A 25,100-nucleotide genomic window follows, 5' to 3' on the forward strand; every position below is an offset into this window, starting at 1 on the left:
CGTTTTCGGCTAACCGACTGGATCGTCGACTAGGCACACTGGCGCCAGCTCGCTTCACGAAGGTTTGGTCACCCTCGCCTGGCAGCTCCTCAACAGTACCCTCCTCAGCTCCGATCCTGTCACGGCTTGATCGGAGTTTTTTTTGCCTGTGAATCTGAGTTGGGATGTTGATCGAGCTGACGCCATCGCTGGCAAGCCAGCTCCCACAGATCTACCTCTGCAACACCAGTATCCGCGACAACAGCTCATCCCGGTCGACATAGCAGCCCTGGAAATGCCGCACCCCGGTGGCTGGATCAAAGGCATTGCGGGCATGCAGCGTGCGGCGGTTGTCAAAGCACCACAATTCGCCCGGGTTGAGCCGCTGCACCAGCCGAAACCGCGGCTCGCGGCTCATCGCAATAAAGCGCCGATAGGCTCGATACAGCAACGGCATCTGCGCCACCGACGTATCGAACGCCCCGCGCAGAAAGTTGGCCATGCGAATCTCCGCCACCCGGCCCAGCGCATCCACAGCAATGATCGGCGCCAGGCAGCGATAGTCGCTGTGCCGGTCCTTGTTGCGAAATTCCACGGGTATTTCACACAGGGCCTCAAACAGCTGCGGCTCCTCCTGACGCAAGGCGTCGGCGATCGCAAAACCATCGACGAAAATACTCTCGCCGCCCTCGGCCTCATTCACCAGGCAATGCAGAAATTGCAGCCCCGGTTGCAGCTCGCGAGTCGGCAAATCCGTGTGCAATGGCAGGTTGAAGGCGGTGTAGGCGTTGCTGTCGGCGTCGGCTTTGGATTGCACATTGAACAGCACGCCGAAGTTGCTTTCGCGGATGAAGGAAATCCGCTGCGCGATGAGCTTTAGCGAGCCCGGCTCGGCGGGCACGCCGCGCACTTGGGTCAGGCCGATTTCGCGCACGGCGAGCAACCATTGCAGCAGCGCGGCGTTGTCGTTCATCAGCGCGGTGTAGTCGAACATCGGCAACTGCAGATCGCTGTGCCACAAATGGGGCTGCGGTTTGCCGGCCAGGCGTTCGGCGCGGGATTCGTCGTCATAGGCATGAGCGCGCAACCAGCCCGGGTCGAAGCGGCTGAGGTGACCATCCTGCCAGTCGATGCGCAGGCAGCCGTCGGTGTCGATGCGCGTGGCGTGCGGTTGCAAGTCCTCGGCGGCATCGACGCTCTCGAAGACCTGTTCGCGGGTGACGCTATAGACGCAGCGATCACACGGGCAATTGTCGCGCAGCCATACGTGGTGAAACGGGCTGATACGACCGTCAGCCCACTCAATGACAACGCGATCCGCCAGACCCTGCACGCCTCGCAGCGCGCTGATCAACGGATAAGTACGAAAATCGGCAACAGCGACGGCGGTGTGCATGGCGGCTCCTTGGCAGTGGGGGATTTACCGGGCGGGTGGCAGCGCAATCACGCGGCCGAGGTAAGCGGGAGCGGGCAGGTCGGTCTGATCAGCGACGATGGCTTGCAGGCGATGCAACGTATCGGGGCTGAACGGCGCCGAGCGCGGGCCGGCGAGGTCGACGTGCAGGAGCATCTGTTCATTGCCGGCCAGCGCTTGCTCATCGCCGATCTTGTGCAGGCTGTGATAGAGGTGCAGGCGCTTGCTGTCGTGGCCGATGATTTGCGTGCGCACTTCGACCTCGGTGTCGAGCTTCACTTCGTGCAGGTAATTGAGGTGCAGCTCAAGGGTGAACAGCGAATGGCCGCTGGCCTCGCGGTTGCTGCTGTCCATGCCGAGGCGGTCCATTAGCGCGTCGGTGGCGTAGCTGAAGATCAGCAGGTAGAAGGCATCGCGCAGGTGACCGTTGTAGTCGACCCAGTCGGAGATGATGGTGGTTTGGTAAGTGGTCAGGTGGGGCATGGTTTCGGTTTCCGCAGTTGATGATCGTTCCCACGCTCTGCGTGGGAACGCCTCTTGTGACGCTCTGCGTCACGCTTCTGAGACGCGGAGCGTCCCGGGCTGCATTCCCACGCAGAGCGTGGGCACGATCAGGTAGCGAATCACTCGCTGAACGCCATCCCATGCTTCTCTTTGGTGGTCTTCACCGCCTCGAGCACCGCCAGCAAACAATCATCACGATAGCGCTCCAGCGCCGAAATGCTGTGGCGACCGAGCTGATCAGTGGTGCCGTCGACCACATCATCGATCAGCTTGCCGGTCAGCTCCGGTGCCGGCAGATACGTCCACGGCAACTGCAACGCCGGGCCGAACTGCGACATGAAGTGGCGCATGCCGGCATCGCCGCCGGCCAGGGTGTAGGTCAGGAACGTGCCCATGAACGACCAGCGCAAACCGGCACCAAAGCGAATCGCATCGTCGATCTCGCCGGTCGTCGCCACACCGTCATTTACCAGGTGCAACGCCTCGCGCCACAGCGCTTCGAGCAGGCGATCGGCGATGAACCCCGGCACTTCCTTGCGCACATGCAGCGGGCGCATGCCGAGGGATTCGTAGACTTGCATCGCCGCTTGCACCGCCTCCGGCGCGGTGTTTTTGCCGCCGACCACTTCCACCAGCGGCAACAGATAAACCGGGTTGAACGGATGCCCGACCACGCAGCGTTCAGGGTGCGTCGAGCTCTCGTAGAACTCGCTGGGCAAAAGGCCTGACGTGCTGGAGCCGATCAGCGCATCGGGCTTGGCCGCAGCGCTGATCTTGCTGTGCAGATCAAGCTTCAGTTCCAGCCGCTCCGGGGCGCTTTCCTGGATGAAGTCGGCGTCACGCACGCATTCCTCGATGGTCGCGACAAAGCGCAGACGATCCTGCGAAGCGCCGGGCGCCAGGCCGTTCTTCTCCAGCGCGCCCCAGGCATTGGCCACGCGTTGGCGCAATGCCGCTTCGGCGCCGGGCGCCGGGTCCCAGGCCACCACGTCGAGGCCATGGGCGAGGGCGCGGGCAACCCAGCCACTGCCGATGACACCGCTGCCCAGAGCGGCGAAGGTTTTGATTTCGGTGATAAAGCGCATGGTGATTTCCTGAGAGAGTTCGGTGATCCCTGTGGAAACTCTGTTCTCGTGGCGAGGGGATTTATCCCCGATCGGCTGCGAAGCAGTCGTAAAACCTGTGCTCTCGGTCTATCTGATGCCCCGGGTTGTCAGGTTTTGGGGCGGCTTCGCCACCCATCGGGGATAAATCCCCTCACCACAAAATTTATGTTCACAGGGAGAAAGGGTGAGGTTCAGCCGCGCTGGGTCAGGCCCATTTTTTTGCGACCTTCTGCCGGTGTGAGCACGCGGGCACCGAGGCGGCTGAGGATTTCCGTGGCGCGTTCAACCAATTGGCCATTGGTCGCGAGCACGCCTTTGTCCAGCCACAGGTTGTCTTCCAGCCCGACCCGCACGTTGCCGCCGAGCAGCACCGCTTGCGCCGCCATCGGCATCTGCATGCGGCCAATGCCGAAGCCGGCCCACACCGCGTCGGCGGGCAGGTTGTCGACCATGGCCTTCATTGTGGTGGTGTCGGCCGGCGCGCCCCACGGGATGCCCAGGCATAGCTGGAACAGCGGGTTGTCGAGCAAGCCTTCCTTGATCATCTGCTTGGCGAACCACAGATGCCCGGTGTCGAAAATTTCCAGTTCGGCCTTCACCCCCAGTTCGGTGATGCGCTTGGCGCCGGCGCGCAGTTGCGCCGGGGTGGAGACGTAAATGGTGTCGCCATCGCCGAAGTTCAGCGTGCCGCAATCGAGGGTGCAGATTTCCGGTAGCAGTTCTTCAACATGGGCGAGACGGGTCAGCGGGCCGACCAGATCGGTGTTCGGGCCGAACTCCATCGGGTTCTCGCCGGCGCCGATTTCGAGGTCGCCGCCCATGCCGGCGGTGAGGTTGACGATGATGTCGACGTCCGCCTCGCGGATGCGCTCCATCACTTCGCGGTACAGCGCCACGTCACGGCTGAACTTGCCGGTCTGCGGGTCGCGCACATGGCAGTGCACGACGGTGGCGCCAGCCCTAGCCGCTTCCACCGCGGCAGCAGCAATCTGTTTCGGGGTGACCGGCACGTGTGGGCTCTTGGCGGTCGTGTCGCCAGCACCGGTGAGTGCGCAGGTGATGATGACGTCGTGGTTCATGGTGCGTTTCCTTCAGGCGTGATGGGTCTGTCCGCAGCCCTTTTTCGGGCTGCGAAGCGTCGTCCGGTTCCCTCTCCCTCCGGGAGAGGGCTAGGGTGAGGGGCTTTTAAATGAAAGGGTTATTTGCTGGTCAGCTGCAGGTTTTCAGCAGCCGGTTTGCCATCGAAAGTCGTCACACCTTCAAGCCAGCGCTGTTTGTCTTCGGGGTGATCCTTGAGCCACTGCTTCGCCGACTCGAAGGCATCCTTGTGATCGAGCAGCGGCTGCATCATCCGGCTCTCGGCTTCGGCGGTGAACGTCAGGTTGGTCAGCAGGCGGCCGATGTTCGGGCATTGCTCAGCGTATTTCGGCGCGGTGACCGTCCACACAGTGGCCATGCCTTCGTTCGGGCCGAGGGCGTCTTCGCTGCCGGTCAGATAGGTCATCTGAATGTTGACGTTCATCGGGTGCGGCGCCCAGCCGAAGAACACCACGGCTTCCTTGCGGCGCACAGCGCGGTCGACGGCGGCGAGCATGCCGGCCTCGCTCGATTCGACCAATTGGAATTTGCCCAGGCCGAACTGGTTCTTGGCAATCATGGCTTTGATCTGGGTATTGGCGCCCGAGCCGGGCTCGATACCGTAGATCTTGCCGCCCAGTTCTTTCTCGAATTTGGCGATGTCGGCAAAGGTTTTCAGGCCTTTGTCGGCCAGATACGTCGGTACGGCGAGGGTGGCGCGGGCATCTTTCAGGCTCGGTGCTTCGAGCACTTTCACCTGATTGGCCTCGACGAACGGGGTGATGGTCTGGGTCATCAGCGGGTTCCAGTAGCCGAGGAACAGGTCCAGGCGCTGATCGCGAATCCCGGCGAAGATGATCTGCTGCGAGGCGCTGGTCTGTTTGGTGCTGTAGCCGAGGCCGTCGAGCAGGACCTGGGTCATGGCACTGGTGGCGATTACATCGGTCCAGTTGACCACGCCCATGCGTACGTTCTTGCAGGAGGCCGGTTCGGCCGCCATCACGCCGGTGCTGAAGAAAGCGGTACCGCTGAGTGCAAGAACGCAGCTGCTGATCAGTCGTTTCATGTCGGGTTCCTCGGCAGTTCGATTATTGTGGTTCCCGGCATCTGCGCGCCGGTGAGGCCAAGTTACGCAGCTATGCACCCGTGAAAGCGCACTGCGGCGACGGGCATTTGCACTGTAGCGACCTGCACGCTTGAACGGCGCCGATAATCGGCGTATCAACGAGCCACGCGACCCGCCAACCGAGTGCGCCCATGTCCCAGGATTTCTACTTTTTGCTGATGCCGGGGTTCTCCGCCATCGGCTTTATTTCCGCGATCGAACCGTTGCGCGTGGCCAACCGCTTTCGTGGCGAGTTGTACCGCTGGCATGTGCTCAGCGCTGACGGCGGCGCGGTACTGGCGAGCAACGGCATGTCGGTCAATGCCGGTGCGGCGCTGGAGCCGCTGAAGAAAGGCGCGACCTTGCTGGTGGTGGCCGGCTTCGAACCGCTGAAGTTCGTCACGCCGACGCTTGAGCACTGGTTGCGCAGGCTGGACAAGGACGGCGTAACCCTTGGCGCCATCGACACCGGCAGCTTCGTCCTCGCCGAAGCGGGCCTGCTCGATGGCCATCGGCTGACCCTGCACTGGGAAGCGATCGATGCGTTCAAGGAGTCTTATCCACAGCTCAGCGTGACCCAGGAACTGTTCGAGATCGATCGGCGGCGGATCACATCGGCGGGAGGTACGGCCTCGATTGATCTGATGCTCGACCTGATCGCCCAGGCCCACGGTCCTCAACTGGCGATTCAGGTCAGCGAGCAGTTTGTGCTTGGGCGCATCCGCCCGCGCAAAGACCACCAGCGCATGGAAGTCGCCACACGCTACGGGATCAATAACAAGAAGCTGGTGCAGGTGATCGGCGAGATGGAGCAGCACAGCGAACCGCCGCTGACCACGCTGCAACTGGCCGAGTCGATCAAGGTGACCCGGCGGCAACTGGAGAGGTTATTCCGGCTGCACCTGAACGATACGCCGAGCAACTTCTATCTGCGGTTAAGGCTTGAGAAGGCGCGGCAATTGCTGCGCCAGACCGACATGAGCGTGCTCGAAGTCAGCATTGCCTGCGGTTTTGAATCACCGTCGTATTTCACCCGCAGTTACCGCGCGCGTTTCGCCCGCTGCCCGCGCGAAGACCGGCGTACCGCGCAGGCCTGAATGGTTTCAGCAACACTCTAGAACCCTGTGGGAGCGGGCTTGCCCGCGATGAGGCCAGCACATCCAACATTGTTATTGCCGGACACACCGCCATCGCGGGCAAGCCCGCTCCCACAGGTTCCAAGGTGATTTCGGGAATCGGGCTATTTCTTCACCAACGCCGAGCACGCCGCCTTGTAAGCCTCATGCTGATATTTGTTCAACGTCCCCGGCAGTTCAAAATTGTGCTTCTTGGCCTGCGCGTTGATCGTCTGCGGCGACAGCAGCGTCACCTCGCAACCATCCAGCAACTGAAACACACCCTCGATCTTGAACGTCGTCGGCCCACCGGCAAACTCGCCCTTTTTGCTGCGCTTTTTGATCGCAATCCGGTCAATCGAGTTCTCCCGCACAAACGACGCGACCTGCGCCGCAAACCGCCGCACATTCGCCGCCTCGTCATCATCATCCAGAGCAATCTTCTTCGTGGCGAGAGGGACGTGGCTCAACGTCGAACCGTCGAGCGCCGCCACGGCGATGATCGCTTCGCTGCCTTTGATTTCAATGCCGCAGATGTTCATGGGAATTCCTTGGAATAAAGAGGGCAGCCTACAGCTCAAGCTGACCGGCTGTGATGCCGAACGCGGCGGCGATTTTCTCGCGGGTGGCCTTGCGGGGTTTGGCGACAGTTTCCTGCTGGGCAAACGCCGGTTGCGAGATGCCCATGCGCTTGGCCACTTCTTCCTGCGTCAGATTGAGATGTTCGCGCCAGGCGCGGATCGGTGTTGCGCCATCAACCATATGGCTGACCACTTCATGAGGAATCATTGATTTATCCTTTGTATGTTTATTCCTGCCCGATCGACTCCAAAAACTCCGACCGTTCATCACTCATCCGCGCGACACAATCATTCTGCGCAATGGTGAACGCCTTGCTCCCCGCCGTAGCCGGGAATGCCTCAACCGCGCAATCCGCATCCCGCGTCTTCAACCATTGCTGCTGGGCGGTTTTCAGTTTGGCGGTGATGTCGGCCAGTTGCGTCGGGTTCTTGCCGTACGCGGTCTGCATGCGTTCGTTGAGGCTGGCGTAGTTGTCTTTGAGCAGGTCTTCGGCGGTGCTGCGGCTGTAGGCGGAGCATTCCAGGGTCTGGATGTCGTTTTCCACCGCGTCGCACGGGTTGTTCTCGGATTCTTCGGCGGCGTGGGCGCCGGTCGCAATCAGTGCCAAGGCGAGGAAGATCGATTTCATTGGGGTCGCTCTAATCCGTTGGTAGGTGCAGGCTGCGGCAGATTCTGGCGTAAGCGCGCGGGCTTGAACAGCCAGCCGAGGAGGGCGGCTGACGACCCTTTGTCGCGGATTGACGCTTTCGGCAATTCCCCTGTCGTTTTTGCACCCGGTCGCCCCGGCACCGAGGCATATGCTGGCCCCAAAGCGCCGGCAGACGATTCGGCGCATGAATCGCCAATAAGGGGACGCCTGATGAGCCCAGCCGAACTACACGCCGACAGCATCGTTATCGACGGTCTGATCATTGCCAAATGGAACCGCGAGCTGTTCGAAGACATGCGCAAGGGCGGTCTGACGGCAGCCAACTGCACTGTGTCGGTGTGGGAAGGCTTTCAGGCGACCGTGAACAACATTGCTGCCAGCCAGAAACTGATCCGCGAAAACAGCGACCTGGTGATGCCAGTGCGCACCACCGCCGACATCCGTCGCGCCAAGGAGCAGGGCAAAACCGGCATCCTCTTCGGCTTCCAGAATGCCCACGCTTTCGAAGACCAGATCGGCTATGTCGAGGTGTTCAAGCAGCTCGGCGTCGGCATCGTGCAGATGTGCTACAACACCCAGAATCTGGTCGGCACAGGTTGCTACGAGCGCGACGGCGGACTGTCGGGTTTCGGTCGCGAGATCGTTGTCGAGATGAACCGCGTCGGCGTCATGTGCGACCTGTCCCACGTCGGTTCCAAGACCTCCGAAGAAGTCATCCTCGAATCGAAAAAACCGGTTTGCTATTCGCACTGCCTGCCATCGGGTCTCAAAGAGCACCCGCGCAACAAGTCCGATGCAGAGCTGAAGTTCATTGCCGACCACGGCGGTTTTGTCGGCGTGACCATGTTCGCGCCGTTCCTCGCCAAGGGCATCGATTCGACCATCGACGATTACGCCGAAGCCATCGAATACACCATGAACATCGTCGGCGAAGACGCCATCGGTATCGGCACCGATTTCACTCAGGGTCACGGCCAGGACTTCTTCGAATACCTGACCCACGACAAGGGCTACGCCCGCCGCCTGACCAGCTTCGGCAAGATCATCAACCCGTTGGGCATCCGCACCGTCGGCGAATTCCCCAACCTCACCGAGACCCTGCTCAAGCGCGGCCATTCCGAGCGCGTGGTGCGCAAGATCATGGGCGAGAACTGGGTGAACGTCCTCAAAGACGTCTGGGGCGAATGAATAACTCTGGAGCCTACTCCGCTCGCCGATAGCTGCGTCAGGTCCTCGCGCCAAACTCGCCGTACGTCCCGTACTGTCTCGCTTGTCGCTCCGGTCCTTCCTTGCTCTCGACGTGCTCGCTACGGCTCCAAAGCCATTCATACGGCTTGTTTATAAGAGCAGAGCAAAAGCTTTACTCGGCACCAACCACGAATTTTCTGGAGTTAAGTTTCCATGGCCAAGATCGCCCCGCAATTGCCTATCGAAGTCGACAGCGAGACCGGTGTCTGGACCTCCGACGCCCTGCCAATGCTGTATGTGCCGCGTCACTTTTTCGTCAATAACCACATGGGCATCGAGGAAGTGCTCGGCGCTGAAGCCTATGCGGAAATCCTCTACAAGGCCGGCTACAAATCCGCCTGGCACTGGTGTGAAAAGGAAGCCGAATGCCACGGCCTGGAGGGCGTCGCGGTGTTCGAGCACTACATGAAGCGCCTGTCGCAGCGCGGCTGGGGCCTGTTCAAGATCCAGGACATCGACCTCGACAAAGGCACCGCCAGCGTCAAGCTCGAGCACTCGGCATTCGTCTATGTCTACGGCAAGGTCGGGCGCAAGGTCGATTACATGTTCACCGGCTGGTTCGCCGGCGCCATGGACCAGATTCTCGAAGCCCGTGGCAGCAAGATCCGCACTGTCGCCGAACAAGTCTACGGAGGCTCCGAAGAGGGCCACGATGACGGCTTGTTCATCGTCAAGCCGTTGTAAGCCGAGGACCGTGCCATGGCTTTCGAAGCAATGTTCCAGCCGATCCAGATCGGCAAACTGACCATCCGCAACCGCGTGCTCAGCACCGCGCACGCCGAGGTCTACGCGACTGACGGTGGCATGACCACCGACCGCTACGTGAAATACTACGAAGAGAAAGCCAAGGGCGGTATCGGCCTGGCGATCTGTGGCGGTTCGTCCGTGGTGGCGATCGACAGCCCGCAGGAATGGTGGAGTTCGGTCAATCTGTCCACCGACCGGATCATTCCGCACTTCCAGAATCTGGCCGACGCCATGCACAAGCATGGCGCCAAGATCATGATCCAGATTACCCACATGGGTCGTCGCTCGCGCTGGGACGGTTTCAACTGGCCGACCTTGATGTCGCCCTCGGGCATCCGTGAACCGGTGCACCGCGCCACTTGCAAAACCATCGAGCCGGAAGAGATCTGGCGAGTGATCGGCAACTACGCCCAGGCTGCGCGCCGGGCCAAGGCTGGTGGCCTCGATGGCGTCGAACTGTCGGCCGTGCACCAGCACATGATCGACCAGTTCTGGAGTCCGCGCGTCAACAAGCGCACCGATGAGTGGGGCGGCAGCTTCGAAGGGCGGATGAAGTTCGGTCTCGAAGTCCTGAAAGCCGTGCGCGCCGAGGTCGGTGACGACTTCTGCGTGGGCATGCGCCTGTGCGGTGACGAGTTCCACCCGGACGGCTTGTCCCACGAGGACATGAAGCAGATCGCCAAGTACTACGACGACACCGGCATGCTCGATTTCATCGGCGTGGTCGGCTCGGGTTGCGACACGCACAACACCCTGGCCAACGTCATTCCGAACATGAGTTATCCACCGGAGCCGTTCCTGCACCTGGCTGCCGGGATCAAGGAAGTGGTCAAGGTGCCGGTGCTGCATGCACAAAACATCAAGGACCCGAACCAGGCTACGCGGATTCTCGAGGGCGGTTACGTTGACATGGTCGGCATGACCCGCGCGCACATCGCCGACCCGCACCTGATCGCCAAGATCAAGATGGGCCAGATCGACCAGATCAAGCAGTGCGTCGGCGCCAACTATTGCATCGACCGCCAGTATCAGGGGCTGGACGTGCTGTGCATCCAGAACGCCGCGACCTCCCGTGAATACATGGGCGTGCCGCACATCATCGAGAAATCCACCGGGCCAAAACGCAAAGTGGTGATCGTAGGTGCCGGCCCGGCCGGGATGGAAGCCGCACGCGTGGCTGCCGAGCGTGGCCACGACGTCACGCTGTTCGAGAAGAAAGAATTCATCGGCGGGCAGATCACCACCGCATCGAAAGCACCGCAGCGTGACCAGATCGCCGGCATCACCCGCTGGTTCCAGCTGGAACTGGCGCGCTTGAAAGTCGATCTGCGCCTGGGCACGGCGGCGGATGCCGACACCATCATGGACCTGCGTCCGGACGTGGTGGTGCTGGCGGTCGGTGGTCATCCGTACCTTGAGCAGAACGAACACTGGGGCGCCGCCGAAGGGCTGGTGGTCAGCAGCTGGGACGTGCTCGACGGCAAGGTCGCGCCGGGCAAGAACGTGCTGGTCTACGACACCATTTGCGAATTCACCGGGATGTCGGTGGCCGACTTCCTCGCCGACAAGGGCAGCCAGGTCGAGATCGTCACCGACGACATCAAGCCGGGCGTGGCCATCGGCGGTACGTCGTTCCCGACCTACTACCGCAGCATGTACCCGAAAGAAGTGATCATGACCGGCGACATGATGCTGGAGAAGGTCTACCGCGAAGGCGACAAGCTGATCGCGGTGTTGGAGAACGAATACACCGGTGCCAAAGAGGAGCGGGTGGTCGATCAGGTGGTCGTCGAAAACGGCGTGCGCCCGGACGAGGAAATCTACTACGCCCTCAAGGACGGCTCGCGCAACAAGGGCCAGATCGACGTCGAAGCGCTGTTCGCGATCCAGCCGCAACCTTCGTTGAGCGAGGCGGGCGAGGGCTACTTGCTGTTCCGCATCGGCGACTGCGTGGCGCAGCGTAATACCCACGCCGCCATTTACGACGCACTTCGGCTCTGTAAGGATTTTTGACGGCTCAGCTGCAAGCTACAAGCTACAAGCTGCAAGAAAAAGCACAGCCAATCCATGCTGCTCTTTCTTGCCGCTTGTAGCTTGCAGCTTGCCGCTCGCCAGAGGTGACTCTGATGTTGAACACCCTTCTTCCAATCCTGTTGTTCGCAGCCCTGGGCCTTGCTGTCCTCGGTGCGTTGCGGCGGATGAACATGTGGCGCCGAGGGCGGGCGGCGAAGGTCGATCTGCTCGGCGGTCTGCTGGCCATGCCCAAGCGCTACATGGTCGACCTGCACCACGTCGTGGCGCGGGACAAGTACATCGCCAACACCCACGTCGCCACGGCGGGCGGTGCGGTGGCGTCGATTGTGCTGGCCATTCTGGTGCACGGCTTCGGCCTGCATAACCGCATCCTCGGCTACGCCCTGCTGCTGATGTCGGCGGTGATGTTCGTCGGCGCGATTTTCATGTACCTGCGCCGGGTCAATCCGCCTGCACGTCTGTCGAAAGGCCCGTGGATGCGCCTGCCGAAAAGCCTGTTGGCCTTCTCGGCGTCGTTTTTCCTGGTGACCCTGCCGGTGGCCGGGATCCTGCCGGAAAACTTCGGCGGTTGGGTCCTTGCCGCCATTCTCGGTGTTGGCGTGCTGTGGGGCGTGTCGGAACTGTTCTTCGGCATGACCTGGGGCGGGCCGATGAAACACGCCTTTGCCGGTGCGCTGCACCTGGCCTGGCACCGCCGTCCGGAACGCTTCGGCGGCGGGCGCTCGACCGGTTTGAAACCGCTGGACCTGAACAATCCCGATGCGCCACTGGGCGTGGAAAAACCCAAGGATTTCACCTGGAACCAGTTGCTCGGTTTCGACGCCTGCGTGCAGTGCGGCAAGTGCGAAGCAGCATGCCCGGCCTTCGCCGCCGGCCAGCCGCTGAACCCGAAAAAACTGATTCAAGACATGGTCGTCGGCCTCGCCGGCGGCACTGACGCGAAGTTCGCTGGCAGCCCGTATCCAGGCAAACCGATCGGCGAGCATGGCGGCAATCCGCACCAACCGATCGTCAACGGTCTGGTCGATGCCGAAACTCTGTGGTCGTGCACCACCTGCCGCGCCTGCGTCGAGGAATGCCCGATGATGATCGAGCACGTCGATGCGATCGTCGACATGCGCCGTCACCTGACCCTGGAAAAAGGCGCGACCCCGAACAAAGGCGCCGAAGTCCTCGAAAACCTGATCGCCACCGACAACCCCGGCGGTTTCGCCCCGGGCGGGCGGATGAACTGGGCAGCGGATCTGAACCTCAATCTGCTCAGCGAAAAGAAATCCACCGACGTGCTGTTCTGGGTCGGCGACGGCGCCTTCGACATGCGCAACCAGCGCACCCTGCGCGCATTCGTCAAAGTGCTGAAAGCGGCAAACATCGACTTCGCCGTGCTCGGTCTTGAAGAACGTGACAGCGGCGACGTTGCCCGGCGTCTCGGCGATGAAGCGACCTTCCAGTTGCTGGCCAAGCGCAACATCCAGACTCTGGCCAAATACAGCTTCAACCGCATCGTCACCTGCGATCCGCACAGTTTCCATGTGCTGAAAAACGAATACGGCGCCTTCGAAGGCAATTACCTGGTGCAGCACCACAGCACCTACATGGCCGAGATCATTCAGGCCGGCGCGCTCAATCTCGGTCAGCACAAAGGCAGCAGCGTGACCTATCACGATCCGTGCTACCTGGGCCGCTACAACGGCGAGTACGAAGCGCCGCGTGAAGTGCTGCGAGCCCTCGGCATTGAAGTCAAAGAGATGCAACGGTCCGGCTTCCGCTCACGCTGCTGCGGCGGTGGTGGCGGCGCGCCGATCACTGACATTCCGGGCAAGCAGCGCATCCCCGACATGCGCATGGAAGACATTCGCGAAACCGGCGCCGAGCTGGTGGCGGTGGGTTGTCCACAGTGCACGGCGATGCTCGAAGGCGTGGTCGAACCGCGTCCGCTGATCAAGGACATCGCCGAACTGGTGGCCGACGCATTGCTCGAGGACGCCGCGCCAAGCAAGCCTGCCACGCCGGCCAAACGTGAACCTGCGGAGGTGCACTGATGAGCGACATTATCCGCCGCGACCCGCGCGCCGAATGGATCGCGCGCAACCGCCTGCATCCGCTGCACGCGGCGATGCAACCGGCGCAGCACAGCTGGATGGGGCCCAACGGCGTCATTCGCAAGAATCTGCACGGCATGGGTTTTATCGGCCCCAACGGCATCAAACGCATTGACCGCAGCGGCGCGCAGCAGGGTGGGGCGGTCAAGCGCTCGGCCGCTGTTGAAGTGCAGTTGCCGCTGCATCAGGTACCGGCCCCGGCGTTCTACATCAGTGTGGTGCCGGACATGGTCGGTGGTCGCCTGAGCAGCCACGACCGCGATCTGCTCGGCCTCGCTCACCAACTGGCCGGCAGCGATGGTGCGGTGCTCGCCGTGGTGTTCGGCGAGCACAAGGAAAGCGCTTTCGAAACCGCTGGCGTCGATCGCTTGCTGGTGCTTGAAGGCGAGGAATTCAGCGGTTATGCACCGGAACAACGGGTGCAGGGTTTGCGTGCTGTGGATAACCAGTTCAACCCGCGTCACTGGTTACTGCCGGACAGCCGCAGCGGTGGCGGCGAACTCGGCCGGCGCTTTGCTGCAGCCTTGGGCGAACGCCCGGCCACGCGGGTCTGGCAGGTCAAGGATCAGGAGTGCATCGGCCGCGCCGGGGCCGGATTGCAAGACCTGGCGCGTCCAGTGGCGCGGTTGATTCTCGCCGCTGCCGAATGCGCCGAACCGGTCAGCGAAACCCGTCACGAAGCGTTGCCCGTGGAGTTATCCACAAGCGTGGCGCGCAGCTTGTCACGCATCGAGGACCTCGGTGCCGTCGCGGTGGATCCCGGGGCCATTCCGATGGCCGAAGCCGAGTTCATCTTCTCCGGCGGTAATGGTGTGAAGGACTGGCAGCTGTTCCACGAAACCGCCGCAGCACTTGGCGCCACCGAGGGCGCTTCGCGGGTGGCGGTTGACGATGGCTTCATGGCCCGCGACCGCCAGGTCGGCGCGTCCGGCACCTGGGTCACCGCGCGGGTTTATGTGGCTGTGGGTATCTCGGGAGCGATCCAGCACCTGCAAGGCATTGGCGCCTGCGACAAGGTGGTGGCGATCAACCTCGATCCGGGGTGCGACATGATCAAGCGTGCCGATCTGTCGGTGATCGGCGAAAGCGCAGAGATTCTGCAAGCGTTGATCGAAGCGGTCGCGGCTTACCGCAACGAAGCCAAACGCGATGCGGCTTAAGGGAACGCTATGAACACGAACGTTATCAGTCTGGTTTCCATCGGCGCTCACCCGACCTCGGGTCGGCCACGGCGCGCCGATCAGGATGCGCGCGCGGTGGAACTGGGCCTGCAACTGGCTGGGGATAACCTGCAAGTGCTGCACGCCGGTGATGTTGCCGAACCAGCCTTGCGTGCCTATCTGGGCATGGGCCTGGAACAACTGCATGTGCTGGAACAACCCGCTGGCGCCGATGCCTTGCCGGCGCTGACCGCCTACCTGCGCGATGCCGGGGCGCAAGTGGTGCTGACCGGCAGCCAGGCGGAAACCGGGGAGGGTTCTGGGATGTTGCCGTTCCTGCTGGCGGAAGGTCTGGGCTGGCCGCTGGTGGTGGGCCTGGCGCAGGTCGAGTCGATCAACGACGGATCGGCGCTGGTCTTGCAGGCGTTGCCGCGCGGGCAGCGGCGCCGTTTGAAGGTCAAACTGCCGTTTCTGGCCACTGTGGATAACGCCGCGCCGAAGCCTCGGCAGAGTGCCTATGGCCCGGCGCGACGGGGTGAATTGGCCGCTGATGACGTTGAAGTGATGGAGGACGAGTTGTTGGCCGTCGCCACGCTGCAACCGGCCAAGCCACGGCCCAAGCGCTTGAAAGTGATCAAGGCCAAGAGTGGGGCGGACCGGATGAAGGCTGCGACGGCCAAGGCCAGTGGCGGCGGGGGACAGGTGCTCAAAGGCGTCACCGCACAGGCTGGGGCGGAGGCGATTCTGAAGTTGCTGATTGAAGAGGGCGTTGTCCGCTAGTCACCCTCTTCCTGGCATGGAATAACCACTGTGGGAGCGAGCCTGCTCGCGAAGGCGATGGGTCAGTCGATACATGTATCAGCTGATAGTTCGCTTTCGCGAGCAGGCTCGCTCCCACATGGGTATTCATTCACAGTCAATCTTTACTGTTTACCCCCAATCCCTGTTGGCGAAGCTGTGGATAACATGTTCGCCCTTGCTCGCACCCCGCGCCATTCAAGCCTTTCAGCCATAAGATCAAAAAACGATCAGCGTAACTCACGGATTTCTCGGGCTTTTCCCTCGATATAAATCGACAAGTTGCCCCCAATCTCTGTTGGCGCTTCTGTGGATAAGATGTTCGCTCTCAGCTGTAGGCCATATGGAGCAGGGCTTACATGGGTTTGATCAATTATTGATCAAATGTGCTTCCCGGGCGCCGAGAGCTGTTAAGACGAAGGTGTTTTCCCCAGTCATAGGTGTTTTCCACAGAAGATTGAAAGTTGTCCCCGATCTCTGTTGGCGCTTCTGTGGATAACGTGTTTGCTACCCGCTATAGGCCTTTTGAATCCGTGCGTTGTACGGGAGCGATCAAAAAATGATCAATTGTTTTGAGAAACCGTGATTCAGAATAAGTCACGGTTTTTCTTTGCAAATCAGCAGGATATTTTCTGACTCATCCACAGTTACCCCCATTTGCTGTGGGCGGGTATGTGGATAACTTGTTTGCGGAAGGCTGGAGGCCTTGATGGGTATGGGGGCGGGGGTGATTGGTCGGAAATTGATCAACTGAAAGATGTAGCGTGGGTCAGGACGCCTTCGCGAGCAGGCTCGCTCCCACAGGGGAATGCATTCCACCTGTAGGAGCCGCCGCAGGCTGCGATCTTTTGCTCCTGATCAGCCCTGAACCGGAACGCCTTTGAGGTAAGGCGCAGGCTCGGCCCCGAGGTTGTTCAACATGCGCTCGCTGTACCAGTCGACGAAGTTGACCACGCCGAATTCATAGGTTTTGGAGTAAGGCCCAGGCTGGTAAGCGGTGGAGTTGATCCCGCGCTGGTTTTCCTCAGCCAGACGGCGGTCCTGGTCGTTGGTCGCGTCCCACACCTGGCGCATGCGCTCGACGTCGTAATCGACACCTTCCGCCGCATCCTTGTGCACCAGCCACTTGGTGGTGACCATGGTTTCCTGGGCACTGATCGGCCACACGGTGAAGACGATGATGTGGTCGCCCATGCAGTGGTTCCACGAGTGCGGCAGGTGCAGGATGCGCATCGAGCCCAGATCGGGGTTCTTGATGCGGCCCATCAGTTTCGCGCAGCCCTGTTTGCCGTCGAGGGTCATCGACACGGTGCCCTTGAGCAGTGGCATGCGCACGATGCGGTTGCGCAGGCCGAAACTGGCGTGGGCGTAAGGGATCTTTTCCGCTTCCCAGGCAGCGGCGGACGCAGCAACGTGATCCTTGAACGCCTGATCGGCGCGCGGGTCGGTGACGTCGTCCCACTCCAGCAGGGTTTTCAACAGTTCCGGGTGAGACGCATTGCAGTGGTAGCACTCGCGGTTGTTTTCCAGTACCAGTTTCCAGTTGGCCTTCTCCATCAAGGTAGTGGTGATCGCTACCTTGGTGTTCTCCATGTCATACGGTTCCATGTAATGGTTGAGCGTCGACAGGAAGTCATCGATGGCCGGCGGGTTTTCCGCCAGGCTGATGAAGATGTAGCCGCCAGCGGTTTTCACATTCACCGGTTTCAGGCCGTACTGCTTCATGTCGAAGTCGGCGCCCATCTCGGTGCCGGCGAACAGCAGGCGACCGTCCAGTTCGTAAGTCCACTGGTGGTAATGGCAGACCAGTTTGGCGACTTTGCCTTTTTCACTGGTGCACAGGCGCGAGCCACGGTGGCGGCAGACGTTGTGGAACGCGTGCACCACGCCCTCAGCGCCACGGATGACGATGATCGGGTTCTTGCCGATCTGCAGAGTCAGGTAGTTGCCCTTGGCCGGGATCTCGCAGGTCATGCCGGCAATCAACCATTCCTTCTGGAAGATCTCCTGCATATCGATATCGAACAGGCGCTCATCGCTGTAGAACGGTTGTGGCAGCGAAAAAGTGCGCTCGCGCTCCTGGAGCATTTGTGCGGTGGCCTTGCGTGCGGGTTCCAGCGGATCGCCCAGGCTGATTTTTGCGGTGACGTCCATCGATGTAATCCTCATGGCCCTCTGCGTGGCCGGCGAAAGTGGCTGATCAGGTGTGCTGCAAAACGGTTGCTACGCAAGGTGTAAAGAAGTCGTCTTGTGTTGGGGCGAGTGTGGGGCCGGCGCTGGGGCGAACCTTATCCATGCGCGACATGGCGCAATCTGTTCCCGACGCGCAAGGCCCGGTGTTCAAGGGCTGGTCGCGATAAGTATGTCAATGTCGCGGATAGGTAAACGCGCGGTCTGCGCTATACGCAGAATCGCCGACAAGAGGCCGACAGTCGGCCGTGGAGAACAGCATGTCCAACAGCTTCCTGAATCCGGTCACCACCCAGACCTGGGCCAATGGCCGACACATTGTCCGTTGCGTCAAAGTCATCCAGGAAACCTGGGACGTGCGCACCTTCTGCTTTATGGCCGACCAGCCGATCCTGTTCTTCTTCAAACCGGGGCAGTTCGTCACCCTGGAGCTTGAAATCGAAGGCCAGCCGATCATGCGCTCGTACACGATTTCCAGCTCGCCGTCGGTGCCGTACAGCTTTTCGGTGACGATCAAGCGCGTGCCGGGCGGCAAGGTCTCCAACTGGTTGCACGACACTTTGCATGAGGGGCAAGAACTGGCGGTGCATGGCCCGGTCGGGCTGTTCAACGCGATCGACTTCCCGAGCCCGAAGGTTCTGTATTTGAGCGGCGGCGTCGGCATCACCCCGTGCATGTCGATGGCGCGTTGGTTCTACGACACCAACGCCAACGTCGACATGACCTTCGTGCACAGCGCGCGCTCGCCAAAAGACATCATCTATCACCGCGAGCTCGAGCACATGGCGTCGCGGATCGACAACTTCAGCCTGCACCTGATCTGCGAAAAGCATGGCCTCGGTGAGCCGTGGGCCGGCTATCGCGGTTACCTGAATCACAAGATGCTCGAACTGATGGTCCCGGACTTCCTCGAGCGCGAAGTGTTCTGCTGCGGCCCGACGCCATACATGAACGCGGTCAAGCGCTTGCTGGAAGTGGCCGGCTACGACATGTCGCGCTACCACGAAGAGTCCTTCGGCGCCACGCCACCCGAGGCCCGCGCCGACGCGGTGGAACAGGCCGAACAAGCCGCCGATGCGCCGGAAATCGACGCAGCGGATCTGCATCAGGTGGAATTCACCGCCTCCGGTAAAAGCATTCGCGTCGGCCCGGGCGAAACCGTCCACGCAGCCGCCGCCAAACTCGGCCTGATGATCCCGAAAGCCTGTGGCATGGGCATTTGCGGGACGTGCAAGGTAATGAAACTGGGCGGCGAAGTGGAGATGGAGCACAACGGCGGGATTACCGAGGAAGACGAGGCGGAAGGATTCATCCTGTCGTGCTGCAGTGTGCCGAAGGGGGATGTGCGGATTGAGTTCTGAGGCTTTTATGATCGTTCCCACGCTCCGCGTGGGAATGCCGCCCGGGACGCTCCGCGTCCCATTTCAATACCAGCGCTGGACCTCGATCATTCCCTTCATTCCCGCGTAGTCCCTGGCACTCGAGTAACGCCAATGCTCCGGTAAATCCACATATCCGCGTTTCACCGGATTGTTGTGGATATATTCAAGCTTCTGACGCATCACTGATTCGCTGTAGACCATCTCTGCGTGTGCACCTTCTTGCCATAGCTGATAAACCCGATCCTGTTTGTGCGCACGCTTGCTGAAGCGCAGGCGCTGGAACGCTTTGTCGGCGCCTTTTGTTTGCAAGTCATTGATGATTTGTCGCGCGGTGAAGGACTTGAACTGGCTGAGGCATTTGCTCAGATCGGGTGCATGGGCGACGAAGTGCAGGTGGTTTTCCAAAATCACGTAGCCGTATAGCTTCAGGTCATGATGAGTCTGCTGATATCGCCAGCAGTTGAGCAGGTGCTCAACGATGTTCGGGCGAATGAATAACGGCAACCACTCCATTACTGTGCAGGTGAGGAAGTGCGGTTTGTCGGCTTCGGTAATCGTATAGCGGCTGCGGCCCATGGGATTCGATCCTTGAATCTTGCGGTGCGAATGAGATGGAACGCGGAGCGTCCCGAGATGCATTACCACGCAGAGCGTGGGAACGATCAGGGTGAGGCCGGAGTAGGGAACGTGCTAGAAGAGACGTCTGCAACTACAGTGGGAAAAGTCATTCCCGACCGAAGATCGTTCCCACGCTCTGCGTGGGAATGCAGCCACTGACGCTCTGCGTCATAGCGGTTTTCAGCCTGTCGCCAAGGGTGAAGCTGGAACGCGGAGCGTCCCTGGAGGCGTTACCACGCGGAGCGTGGGAACGATCAGGGTGGAGCAGATGGGAGATAAAGATCGTTCCCACGCTCTGCGTGGGAATGCAGCCACTGACGCTCCGCGTCATAGCGGTTTTCAGCCTGTCGCCAAGGGTGAAGCTGGAACGCGGAGCGTCCCGGGAGGCGTTCCCACGCGGAACGTGGGAACGATCAGGGTGGGCAGATGTGGAGATAAAGATCATTCCCACGCTCTGCGTGGGAATGCAGCCACTGACGCTCCGCGTCATAGCGGTTTTCAGCCTGTCGCCAAGGGTGAAGCTGGAACGCGGAGCGTCCCGGGAGGCGTTCCCACGCGGAGCGCGGGAACGATCAGTGTGGCGGGGGTAATCAGGCCGACATGACCTCGCGAATATCGTGCGCCAGTTCGCGCACGCGTTCTTCTTCGGTGTCCCAAGAGCACATGAAGCGGGCGCCGCCCTTGCCGATGAAGGTGTAGAAGCGCCAGTTTTTTGCAGTCAACGCAGCGATGGCCGGCTCGGACAGTTGCAGGAACACGCCGTTGGCCTGCACCGGGAACATCAGTTCGACGCCGGGAATGTCGCTGACCAGTTCTGCCAGCAGTTGCGCGCAGTGGTTGGCGTGGCGGGCGTATTTGAGCCAGGCGTCGTTTTCCAGAATGCCGACCCACGGTGCCGACAAAAAGCGCATCTTCGACGCCAGTTGCCCGGCCTGCTTGCAGCGGTAATCAAAGTCTTCGGCCAGTTTGTGGTTGAAGAACAGGATCGCTTCACCCACCGCCATGCCGTTTTTCGTGCCGCCGAAGCACAGCACATCAACGCCGGCTTTCCAGGTGAGGTCGGCGGGCGAGCAGCCGAGGAATGCGCAGGCGTTGGAGAACCGCGCGCCGTCCATGTGCAGGTGCAGACCCAGTTCCTTGCAGGTTGCGCTGATGGCGCGGACTTCTTCCGGGGTGTAGACGCTACCGACTTCGGTGGCTTGAGTCAGGGTCACCACCCGCGGTTTCGGGTAGTGGATGTCCTGGCGCTTGAGGGCGACTTCGCGGATCGATAGCGGAGTGATCTTGCCGTTTTCAGTGCCGGCGATCAGCAGCTTGGAGCCGTTGGAGAAGAATTCCGGAGCGCCGCATTCGTCGGTTTCGACGTGGGCGGTTTCCGAGCAGATCACGCTGTGGTAACTCTGGCACAGCGACGACAGGGCCAGGGAGTTGGCGGCGGTGCCGTTGAAGGCGAAGAACACTTCGCAGTCGGTTTCGAACAGTTTGCGGAAATGATCGGCCGCGCGGGCGGTCCATTCATCGTCGCCGTAAGCGCGCTGGTGGCCGTGGTTGGCCTGTTCCATGGCAGCCCAGGCTTCAGGGCAGATCCCGGAATAGTTGTCGCTGGCGAATTGTTGGCTCTTGTCGGTCATGGCCGGCTTCCGTAATCGAGACTCTTGTGAAGGCTCGTGGTCAATGAGGATGCGCACTTTACCGAAGATCTTCCGGGGAGCACATGCGATGTCGGGTGGGGAAAATTACCAGTTTATGGGCCGATTATGCACCTGAGCCAACGCGACGGTGCCCTGGATCTGCTCAAGTGGCTGGCGTTGCTGAGCATGTTGCTCGATCACCTGCGATATGTCGGCTTCTCCGCCGATTGGTTGTATGTGCCCGGGCGATTGGCGTTTCCATGGTTTTGCCTGGCGATGGCGGCGAATCTGGCACGAGACGGTTCGCGCAAAATGGAATGGCGCTATCTGGGCTGGCTGTTGCTGTTCAGCGCCATCAGCGAAATCCCTTATCGCTTTTATATCACCGACCCTGACACGTTCAACGTGATGCCGACGCTGGCGCTGGGCTTGCTGGTGGCGCGCGGCTGGCAGGACCCAGCGTCGGTGGCGCGGTTGCTCGCATTGGCCGCGTTGGTGGTTGCGGCGGTTTTTTCAGAACGACTGATGTTCGGTTTCTTCGGCGTATTGTTGCCGCTGGCGATGCTGCTGGTGTTCCGCCGACCCTGGTATTTCAGCCTGTTGCCGGGGCTGGTGTGTCTGGCGGCGAACCAATGGCAGGTGCTGCTCGAATCGGCGCGCTTCGGCAACAGCGTGGCGATGCTTGGTCTGGCGACGTGTGTGTTTGCGCCGATGCTCGGAATGTTCTTGTTGCGACATGGGCGACATCTGCAGCCACCACCGATGCGGCGCTGGGCGTATGCGCTGTATCCCGCGCATTTCCTCCTGCTGCTTGCCATCCGCCAAATCATCGCCTGACCCCTGTGGGAGCGAGCTTGCTCGCGAAAGCGGTGTGTCAGTCAACAATGATGTTGACTGACATGGCCTCTTCGCGAGCAAGCTCGCTCCCACAAGGGATCTTCAGCGCTTGCAGGTTTGCGCCTAACAGGTCATTTCCAGCCATGTCGTAAACGCACCTTTGCGTGGCGTCCGCAGGCATTTGAGCTGTCTGTGCCGGTCATACCATCGCATCAAAGGGCACTGCCATCATTGCCAGTGCCTTACCGAGACGAATGGCGCACAGATGCCGCTGGGAGAGACGCGATGTTCAGCAAGCAAGACCAGATCCAGGGTTACGACGATGCACTGCTGGCGGCGATGAATGCCGAGGAGCAACGTCAGGAAGATCACATCGAGCTGATCGCGTCGGAGAACTACACCAGCAAGCGCGTCATGCAGGCGCAAGGCAGCGGCCTGACCAACAAATACGCCGAAGGCTATCCGGGCAAGCGCTACTACGGTGGCTGCGAGCATGTGGACAAAGTCGAAGCGCTGGCCATCGAACGCGCCAAGCAACTGTTCGGTGCCGATTACGCCAACGTCCAGCCGCACTCCGGCTCCTCGGCCAACAGCGCCGTGTACCTGGCGCTGATCCAGCCGGGCGACACCATTCTCGGCATGAGCCTGGCCCACGGCGGTCACCTGACCCACGGCGCGAAAGTGTCGTCCTCGGGCAAGCTCTACAACGCCGTGCAGTACGGCATCAACACCGACACCGGGCTGATCGACTACGACGAAGTCGAGCGTCTGGCCGTCGAGTGCAAACCGAAAATGATCGTTGCCGGTTTCTCTGCTTACTCCAAGACTCTGGATTTCCCGCGCTTCCGCCAGATCGCCGACAAGGTCGGTGCGCTGCTGTTCGTCGACATGGCCCACGTCGCCGGTCTGGTCGCTGCTGGCCTGTACCCGAATCCGCTGCCGTACGCCGACGTGGTCACCACCACCACGCACAAGACCCTGCGAGGCCCGCGTGGCGGGCTGATCCTGGCCAAGTCCAACGAAGAGATCGAGAAGAAGCTCAACGCCGCCGTTTTCCCCGGCGCCCAGGGCGGCCCGCTGATGCACGTCATCGCCGGTAAAGCGGTGTGCTTCAAGGAAGCGCTGGAGCCTGGCTTCAAGGCTTATCAGCAACAAGTGATCGACAACGCCCAGGCGATGGCCAGCGTGTTCATCAAGCGTGGCTACGATGTTGTGTCCGGCGGCACCGACAACCATCTGTTCCTGGTCAGCCTGATTCGTCAGGGCCTGACCGGCAAGGACGCCGACGCCGCGCTGGGCCGGGCCCACATCACGGTGAACAAGAATGCCGTGCCGAACGATCCGCAGTCGCCGTTCGTGACCTCGGGCCTGCGCATCGGCACCCCGGCGGTGACCACGCGCGGCTTCAAGGTCAGCCAGTGCGAAACCCTCGCCGGCTGGATCTGCGACATCCTCGACAACCTCGGCGACGCCGATGTCGAGGCCAATGTCGCCCAGCAGGTCTCGGCCCTGTGCGCAGACTTCCCGGTTTATCGCTGAGTCGGTTTTGGAGTAATGACTATGCAACGCTATTCCGGCTTCGGCCTGTTCAAACACTCGCTCAGCCACCACGAAAACTGGCAGCGCATGTGGCGCACGCCCACCCCGAAAAAAGTCTACGACGTGGTCATCGTCGGCGGCGGCGGGCACGGCCTGGCGACGGCCTACTATCTGGCCAAGGAGCACGGCATCACCAATGTCGCCGTGGTCGAGAAAGGCTGGCTGGGCGGCGGTAATACCGCGCGCAACACCACCATCGTGCGCTCCAACTACCTGTGGGACGAGTCGGCGCACCTCTACGAACACGCGATGAAATTGTGGGAAGGCCTGTCGCAGGATCTCAACTACAACGTGATGTTCTCCCAGCGTGGCGTCTACAACCTGTGCCACACCCTGCAGGACATCCGTGATTCCGAGCGTCGGGTCAGCGCCAACCGCCTCAACGGCGTCGACGGCGAATTGCTCGACGCCAAGCAGGTTGCGGACGAGATTCCGTACCTGGACTGCTCGAAAAACACCCGCTACCCGATCATGGGCGCGACCGTGCAGCGTCGCGGCGGCGTCGCCCGTCACGATGCCGTGGCGTGGGGCTTCGCCCGTGCCGCCGATGCCTTGGGCGTGGACCTGATCCAGCAGACCGAAGTGATCGGTTTTCGCAAGGAAAACGGCGTGTGCATCGGCGTCGAAACCAACAAGGGTTTCATCGGCGCCAAGCGCGTCGGCGTGGTGACGGCCGGTAACTCCGGACACATGGCCAAGCTTGCCGGTTTCCGCCTGCCGATCGAATCCCACCCGCTGCAAGCGCTGGTGTCCGAGCCGATCAAACCGATTATCGACAGCGTGATCATGTCCAACGCCGTGCACGGTTACATCAGCCAGTCCGACAAGGGCGACCTGGTGATCGGCGCCGGTATCGACGGCTACAACGGCTACGGCCAGCGTGGTTCGTACCCGGTGATCGAACACACCATCCAGGCCATCGTCGAGATGTTCCCGGTGTTGTCCCGCGTGCGCATGAACCGCCAGTGGGGCGGCATCGTCGACACCACCCCGGACGCTTGCCCGATCATCTCGAAAACGCCGGTACCAAACATGTTCTTCAACTGCGGTTGGGGCACCGGTGGCTTCAAGGCTACACCCGGCTCGGGCAACGTGTTTGCCGCGAGTCTGGCCAAGGGTGAAATGCACCCATTGGCTGCACCTTTCTCCATCGACCGTTTCCACAACGGTGCGTTGATCGATGAACACGGCGCTGCTGCGGTTGCCCACTAACAGGAGAAATC

At 61.1% G+C, this 25,100-nt stretch carries 21 protein-coding genes and 1 pseudogene; 11 read left to right on the plus strand and 11 right to left on the minus strand.

Annotated elements, in window-relative coordinates; translation table 11 throughout:
• Positions 1-211: 211 nt before the first annotated feature.
• From ACMYUN_RS17035 to ACMYUN_RS17055, 5 genes are all read right to left on the minus strand, one after another.
• Entirely contained in the window at positions 212-1,375 is a 1,164-nt protein-coding gene (locus ACMYUN_RS17035; protein WP_415761200.1) for a gamma-butyrobetaine dioxygenase, read from the minus strand.
• A 24-nt stretch (positions 1,376-1,399) separates the two neighbouring features.
• The gene (locus tag ACMYUN_RS17040; protein ID WP_415761201.1) at positions 1,400-1,876 is read right to left on the minus strand and encodes a thioesterase family protein; all 477 of its coding nucleotides are present in this window, start codon (positions 1,874-1,876) and stop codon (positions 1,400-1,402) included.
• A gap of 140 nt (positions 1,877-2,016) precedes the next feature.
• The gene (locus tag ACMYUN_RS17045) at positions 2,017-2,982 is read right to left on the minus strand and encodes an L-carnitine dehydrogenase (protein ID WP_415761203.1); all 966 of its coding nucleotides are present in this window, start codon (positions 2,980-2,982) and stop codon (positions 2,017-2,019) included.
• A gap of 212 nt (positions 2,983-3,194) precedes the next feature.
• Positions 3,195-4,082, minus strand: a complete 888-nt coding sequence (locus ACMYUN_RS17050) for a 3-keto-5-aminohexanoate cleavage protein (protein ID WP_129997773.1) — start codon at positions 4,080-4,082, stop codon at positions 3,195-3,197.
• A gap of 119 nt (positions 4,083-4,201) precedes the next feature.
• Positions 4,202-5,146 carry a choline ABC transporter substrate-binding protein gene (locus tag ACMYUN_RS17055; protein ID WP_217865027.1) on the minus strand — a complete coding sequence of 315 codons (945 nt, stop codon included), beginning with the start codon at positions 5,144-5,146 and terminating at the stop codon, positions 4,202-4,204.
• 191 nt (positions 5,147-5,337) lie between these two features.
• On the opposite strand from ACMYUN_RS17055, the gene ACMYUN_RS17060 reads away from it, so the two are divergent.
• On the plus strand, positions 5,338-6,282 hold the full coding sequence (locus ACMYUN_RS17060; RefSeq protein ID WP_415761204.1) for a GlxA family transcriptional regulator: 945 nt from the start codon (positions 5,338-5,340) through the stop codon (positions 6,280-6,282).
• 143 nt (positions 6,283-6,425) lie between these two features.
• On the opposite strand, the gene ACMYUN_RS17065 is transcribed toward ACMYUN_RS17060, so the two are convergent.
• From ACMYUN_RS17065 to ACMYUN_RS17075, 3 genes and pseudogenes are all read right to left on the minus strand, one after another.
• Complete coding sequence (locus tag ACMYUN_RS17065; RefSeq protein WP_039757629.1) at positions 6,426-6,842, minus strand: DUF3010 family protein; 417 nt, start codon at positions 6,840-6,842, stop codon at positions 6,426-6,428.
• A 28-nt stretch (positions 6,843-6,870) separates the two neighbouring features.
• A pseudogene (locus tag ACMYUN_RS17070) lies at positions 6,871-7,098 on the minus strand (helix-turn-helix domain-containing protein); the annotation flags it as partial.
• A gap of 10 nt (positions 7,099-7,108) precedes the next feature.
• Entirely contained in the window at positions 7,109-7,510 is a 402-nt protein-coding gene (locus ACMYUN_RS17075; RefSeq protein ID WP_073476459.1) for a lysozyme inhibitor LprI family protein, read from the minus strand.
• Positions 7,511-7,741: 231 nt separating this feature from the next.
• Here ACMYUN_RS17075 and ACMYUN_RS17080 point away from each other — a divergent pair, with 231 nt between their 5' ends.
• The 6 genes from ACMYUN_RS17080 (at position 7,742) to ACMYUN_RS17105 (ending at position 15,602) form a co-directional block, all read left to right on the plus strand.
• Positions 7,742-8,719: a dipeptidase gene (locus ACMYUN_RS17080; protein WP_415761205.1), complete on the plus strand. Its 978-nt coding sequence runs from the start codon at positions 7,742-7,744 to the stop codon at positions 8,717-8,719.
• A gap of 213 nt (positions 8,720-8,932) precedes the next feature.
• A complete protein-coding gene (locus ACMYUN_RS17085; protein ID WP_039757633.1) occupies positions 8,933-9,463 on the plus strand; it encodes a 4-vinyl reductase in 531 nt (176 codons plus the stop codon).
• A gap of 15 nt (positions 9,464-9,478) precedes the next feature.
• A complete protein-coding gene (gene dgcA / locus ACMYUN_RS17090) occupies positions 9,479-11,539 on the plus strand; it encodes a dimethylglycine demethylation protein DgcA (RefSeq protein WP_415761206.1) in 2,061 nt (686 codons plus the stop codon).
• 113 nt (positions 11,540-11,652) lie between these two features.
• Positions 11,653-13,602, plus strand: a complete 1,950-nt coding sequence (gene dgcB, locus ACMYUN_RS17095) for a dimethylglycine demethylation protein DgcB (protein WP_415761207.1) — start codon at positions 11,653-11,655, stop codon at positions 13,600-13,602.
• Complete coding sequence (locus ACMYUN_RS17100; protein WP_415761209.1) at positions 13,602-14,822, plus strand: electron transfer flavoprotein subunit alpha/FixB family protein; 1,221 nt, start codon at positions 13,602-13,604, stop codon at positions 14,820-14,822. Before dgcB ends, ACMYUN_RS17100 begins: the two co-directional genes overlap by 1 nt.
• A 9-nt stretch (positions 14,823-14,831) precedes the next feature.
• A complete protein-coding gene (locus ACMYUN_RS17105) occupies positions 14,832-15,602 on the plus strand; it encodes an electron transfer flavoprotein subunit beta (RefSeq protein ID WP_415761210.1) in 771 nt (256 codons plus the stop codon).
• A gap of 876 nt (positions 15,603-16,478) precedes the next feature.
• On the opposite strand, the gene gbcA is transcribed toward ACMYUN_RS17105, so the two are convergent.
• Positions 16,479-17,774: a glycine-betaine demethylase subunit GbcA gene (gbcA, locus tag ACMYUN_RS17110; protein ID WP_415761212.1), complete on the minus strand. Its 1,296-nt coding sequence runs from the start codon at positions 17,772-17,774 to the stop codon at positions 16,479-16,481.
• A gap of 296 nt (positions 17,775-18,070) precedes the next feature.
• On the opposite strand from gbcA, the gene gbcB reads away from it, so the two are divergent.
• Complete coding sequence (gene gbcB / locus ACMYUN_RS17115; protein WP_415761213.1) at positions 18,071-19,171, plus strand: glycine-betaine demethylase subunit GbcB; 1,101 nt, start codon at positions 18,071-18,073, stop codon at positions 19,169-19,171.
• A gap of 63 nt (positions 19,172-19,234) precedes the next feature.
• On the opposite strand, the gene ACMYUN_RS17120 is transcribed toward gbcB, so the two are convergent.
• A complete protein-coding gene (locus ACMYUN_RS17120; RefSeq protein WP_415761215.1) occupies positions 19,235-19,768 on the minus strand; it encodes an REP-associated tyrosine transposase in 534 nt (177 codons plus the stop codon).
• 632 nt (positions 19,769-20,400) lie between these two features.
• A complete protein-coding gene (locus tag ACMYUN_RS17125) occupies positions 20,401-21,441 on the minus strand; it encodes a low specificity L-threonine aldolase (protein ID WP_415761216.1) in 1,041 nt (346 codons plus the stop codon).
• A gap of 126 nt (positions 21,442-21,567) precedes the next feature.
• On the opposite strand from ACMYUN_RS17125, the gene ACMYUN_RS17130 reads away from it, so the two are divergent.
• The 3 genes from ACMYUN_RS17130 to ACMYUN_RS17140 all read left to right on the plus strand — a co-directional run bounded on the left by ACMYUN_RS17130 (position 21,568) and on the right by ACMYUN_RS17140 (position 25,089).
• A complete protein-coding gene (locus tag ACMYUN_RS17130) occupies positions 21,568-22,278 on the plus strand; it encodes a TraX family protein (RefSeq protein WP_415761217.1) in 711 nt (236 codons plus the stop codon).
• Positions 22,279-22,563: 285 nt separating this feature from the next.
• Complete coding sequence (glyA, locus tag ACMYUN_RS17135; RefSeq protein ID WP_024014589.1) at positions 22,564-23,817, plus strand: serine hydroxymethyltransferase; 1,254 nt, start codon at positions 22,564-22,566, stop codon at positions 23,815-23,817.
• A 21-nt stretch (positions 23,818-23,838) separates the two neighbouring features.
• Positions 23,839-25,089 (plus strand): sarcosine oxidase subunit beta, encoded by a 1,251-nt coding sequence (locus tag ACMYUN_RS17140; protein ID WP_016772829.1) that lies wholly within the window; start codon positions 23,839-23,841, stop codon positions 25,087-25,089.
• Positions 25,090-25,100: the final 11 nt, after the last annotated feature.

Source organism: Pseudomonas sp. CP4 (genome assembly GCF_047758505.1).
Classification (GTDB): Bacteria; Pseudomonadota; Gammaproteobacteria; order Pseudomonadales; family Pseudomonadaceae; genus Aquipseudomonas; species Aquipseudomonas fluorescens_AO.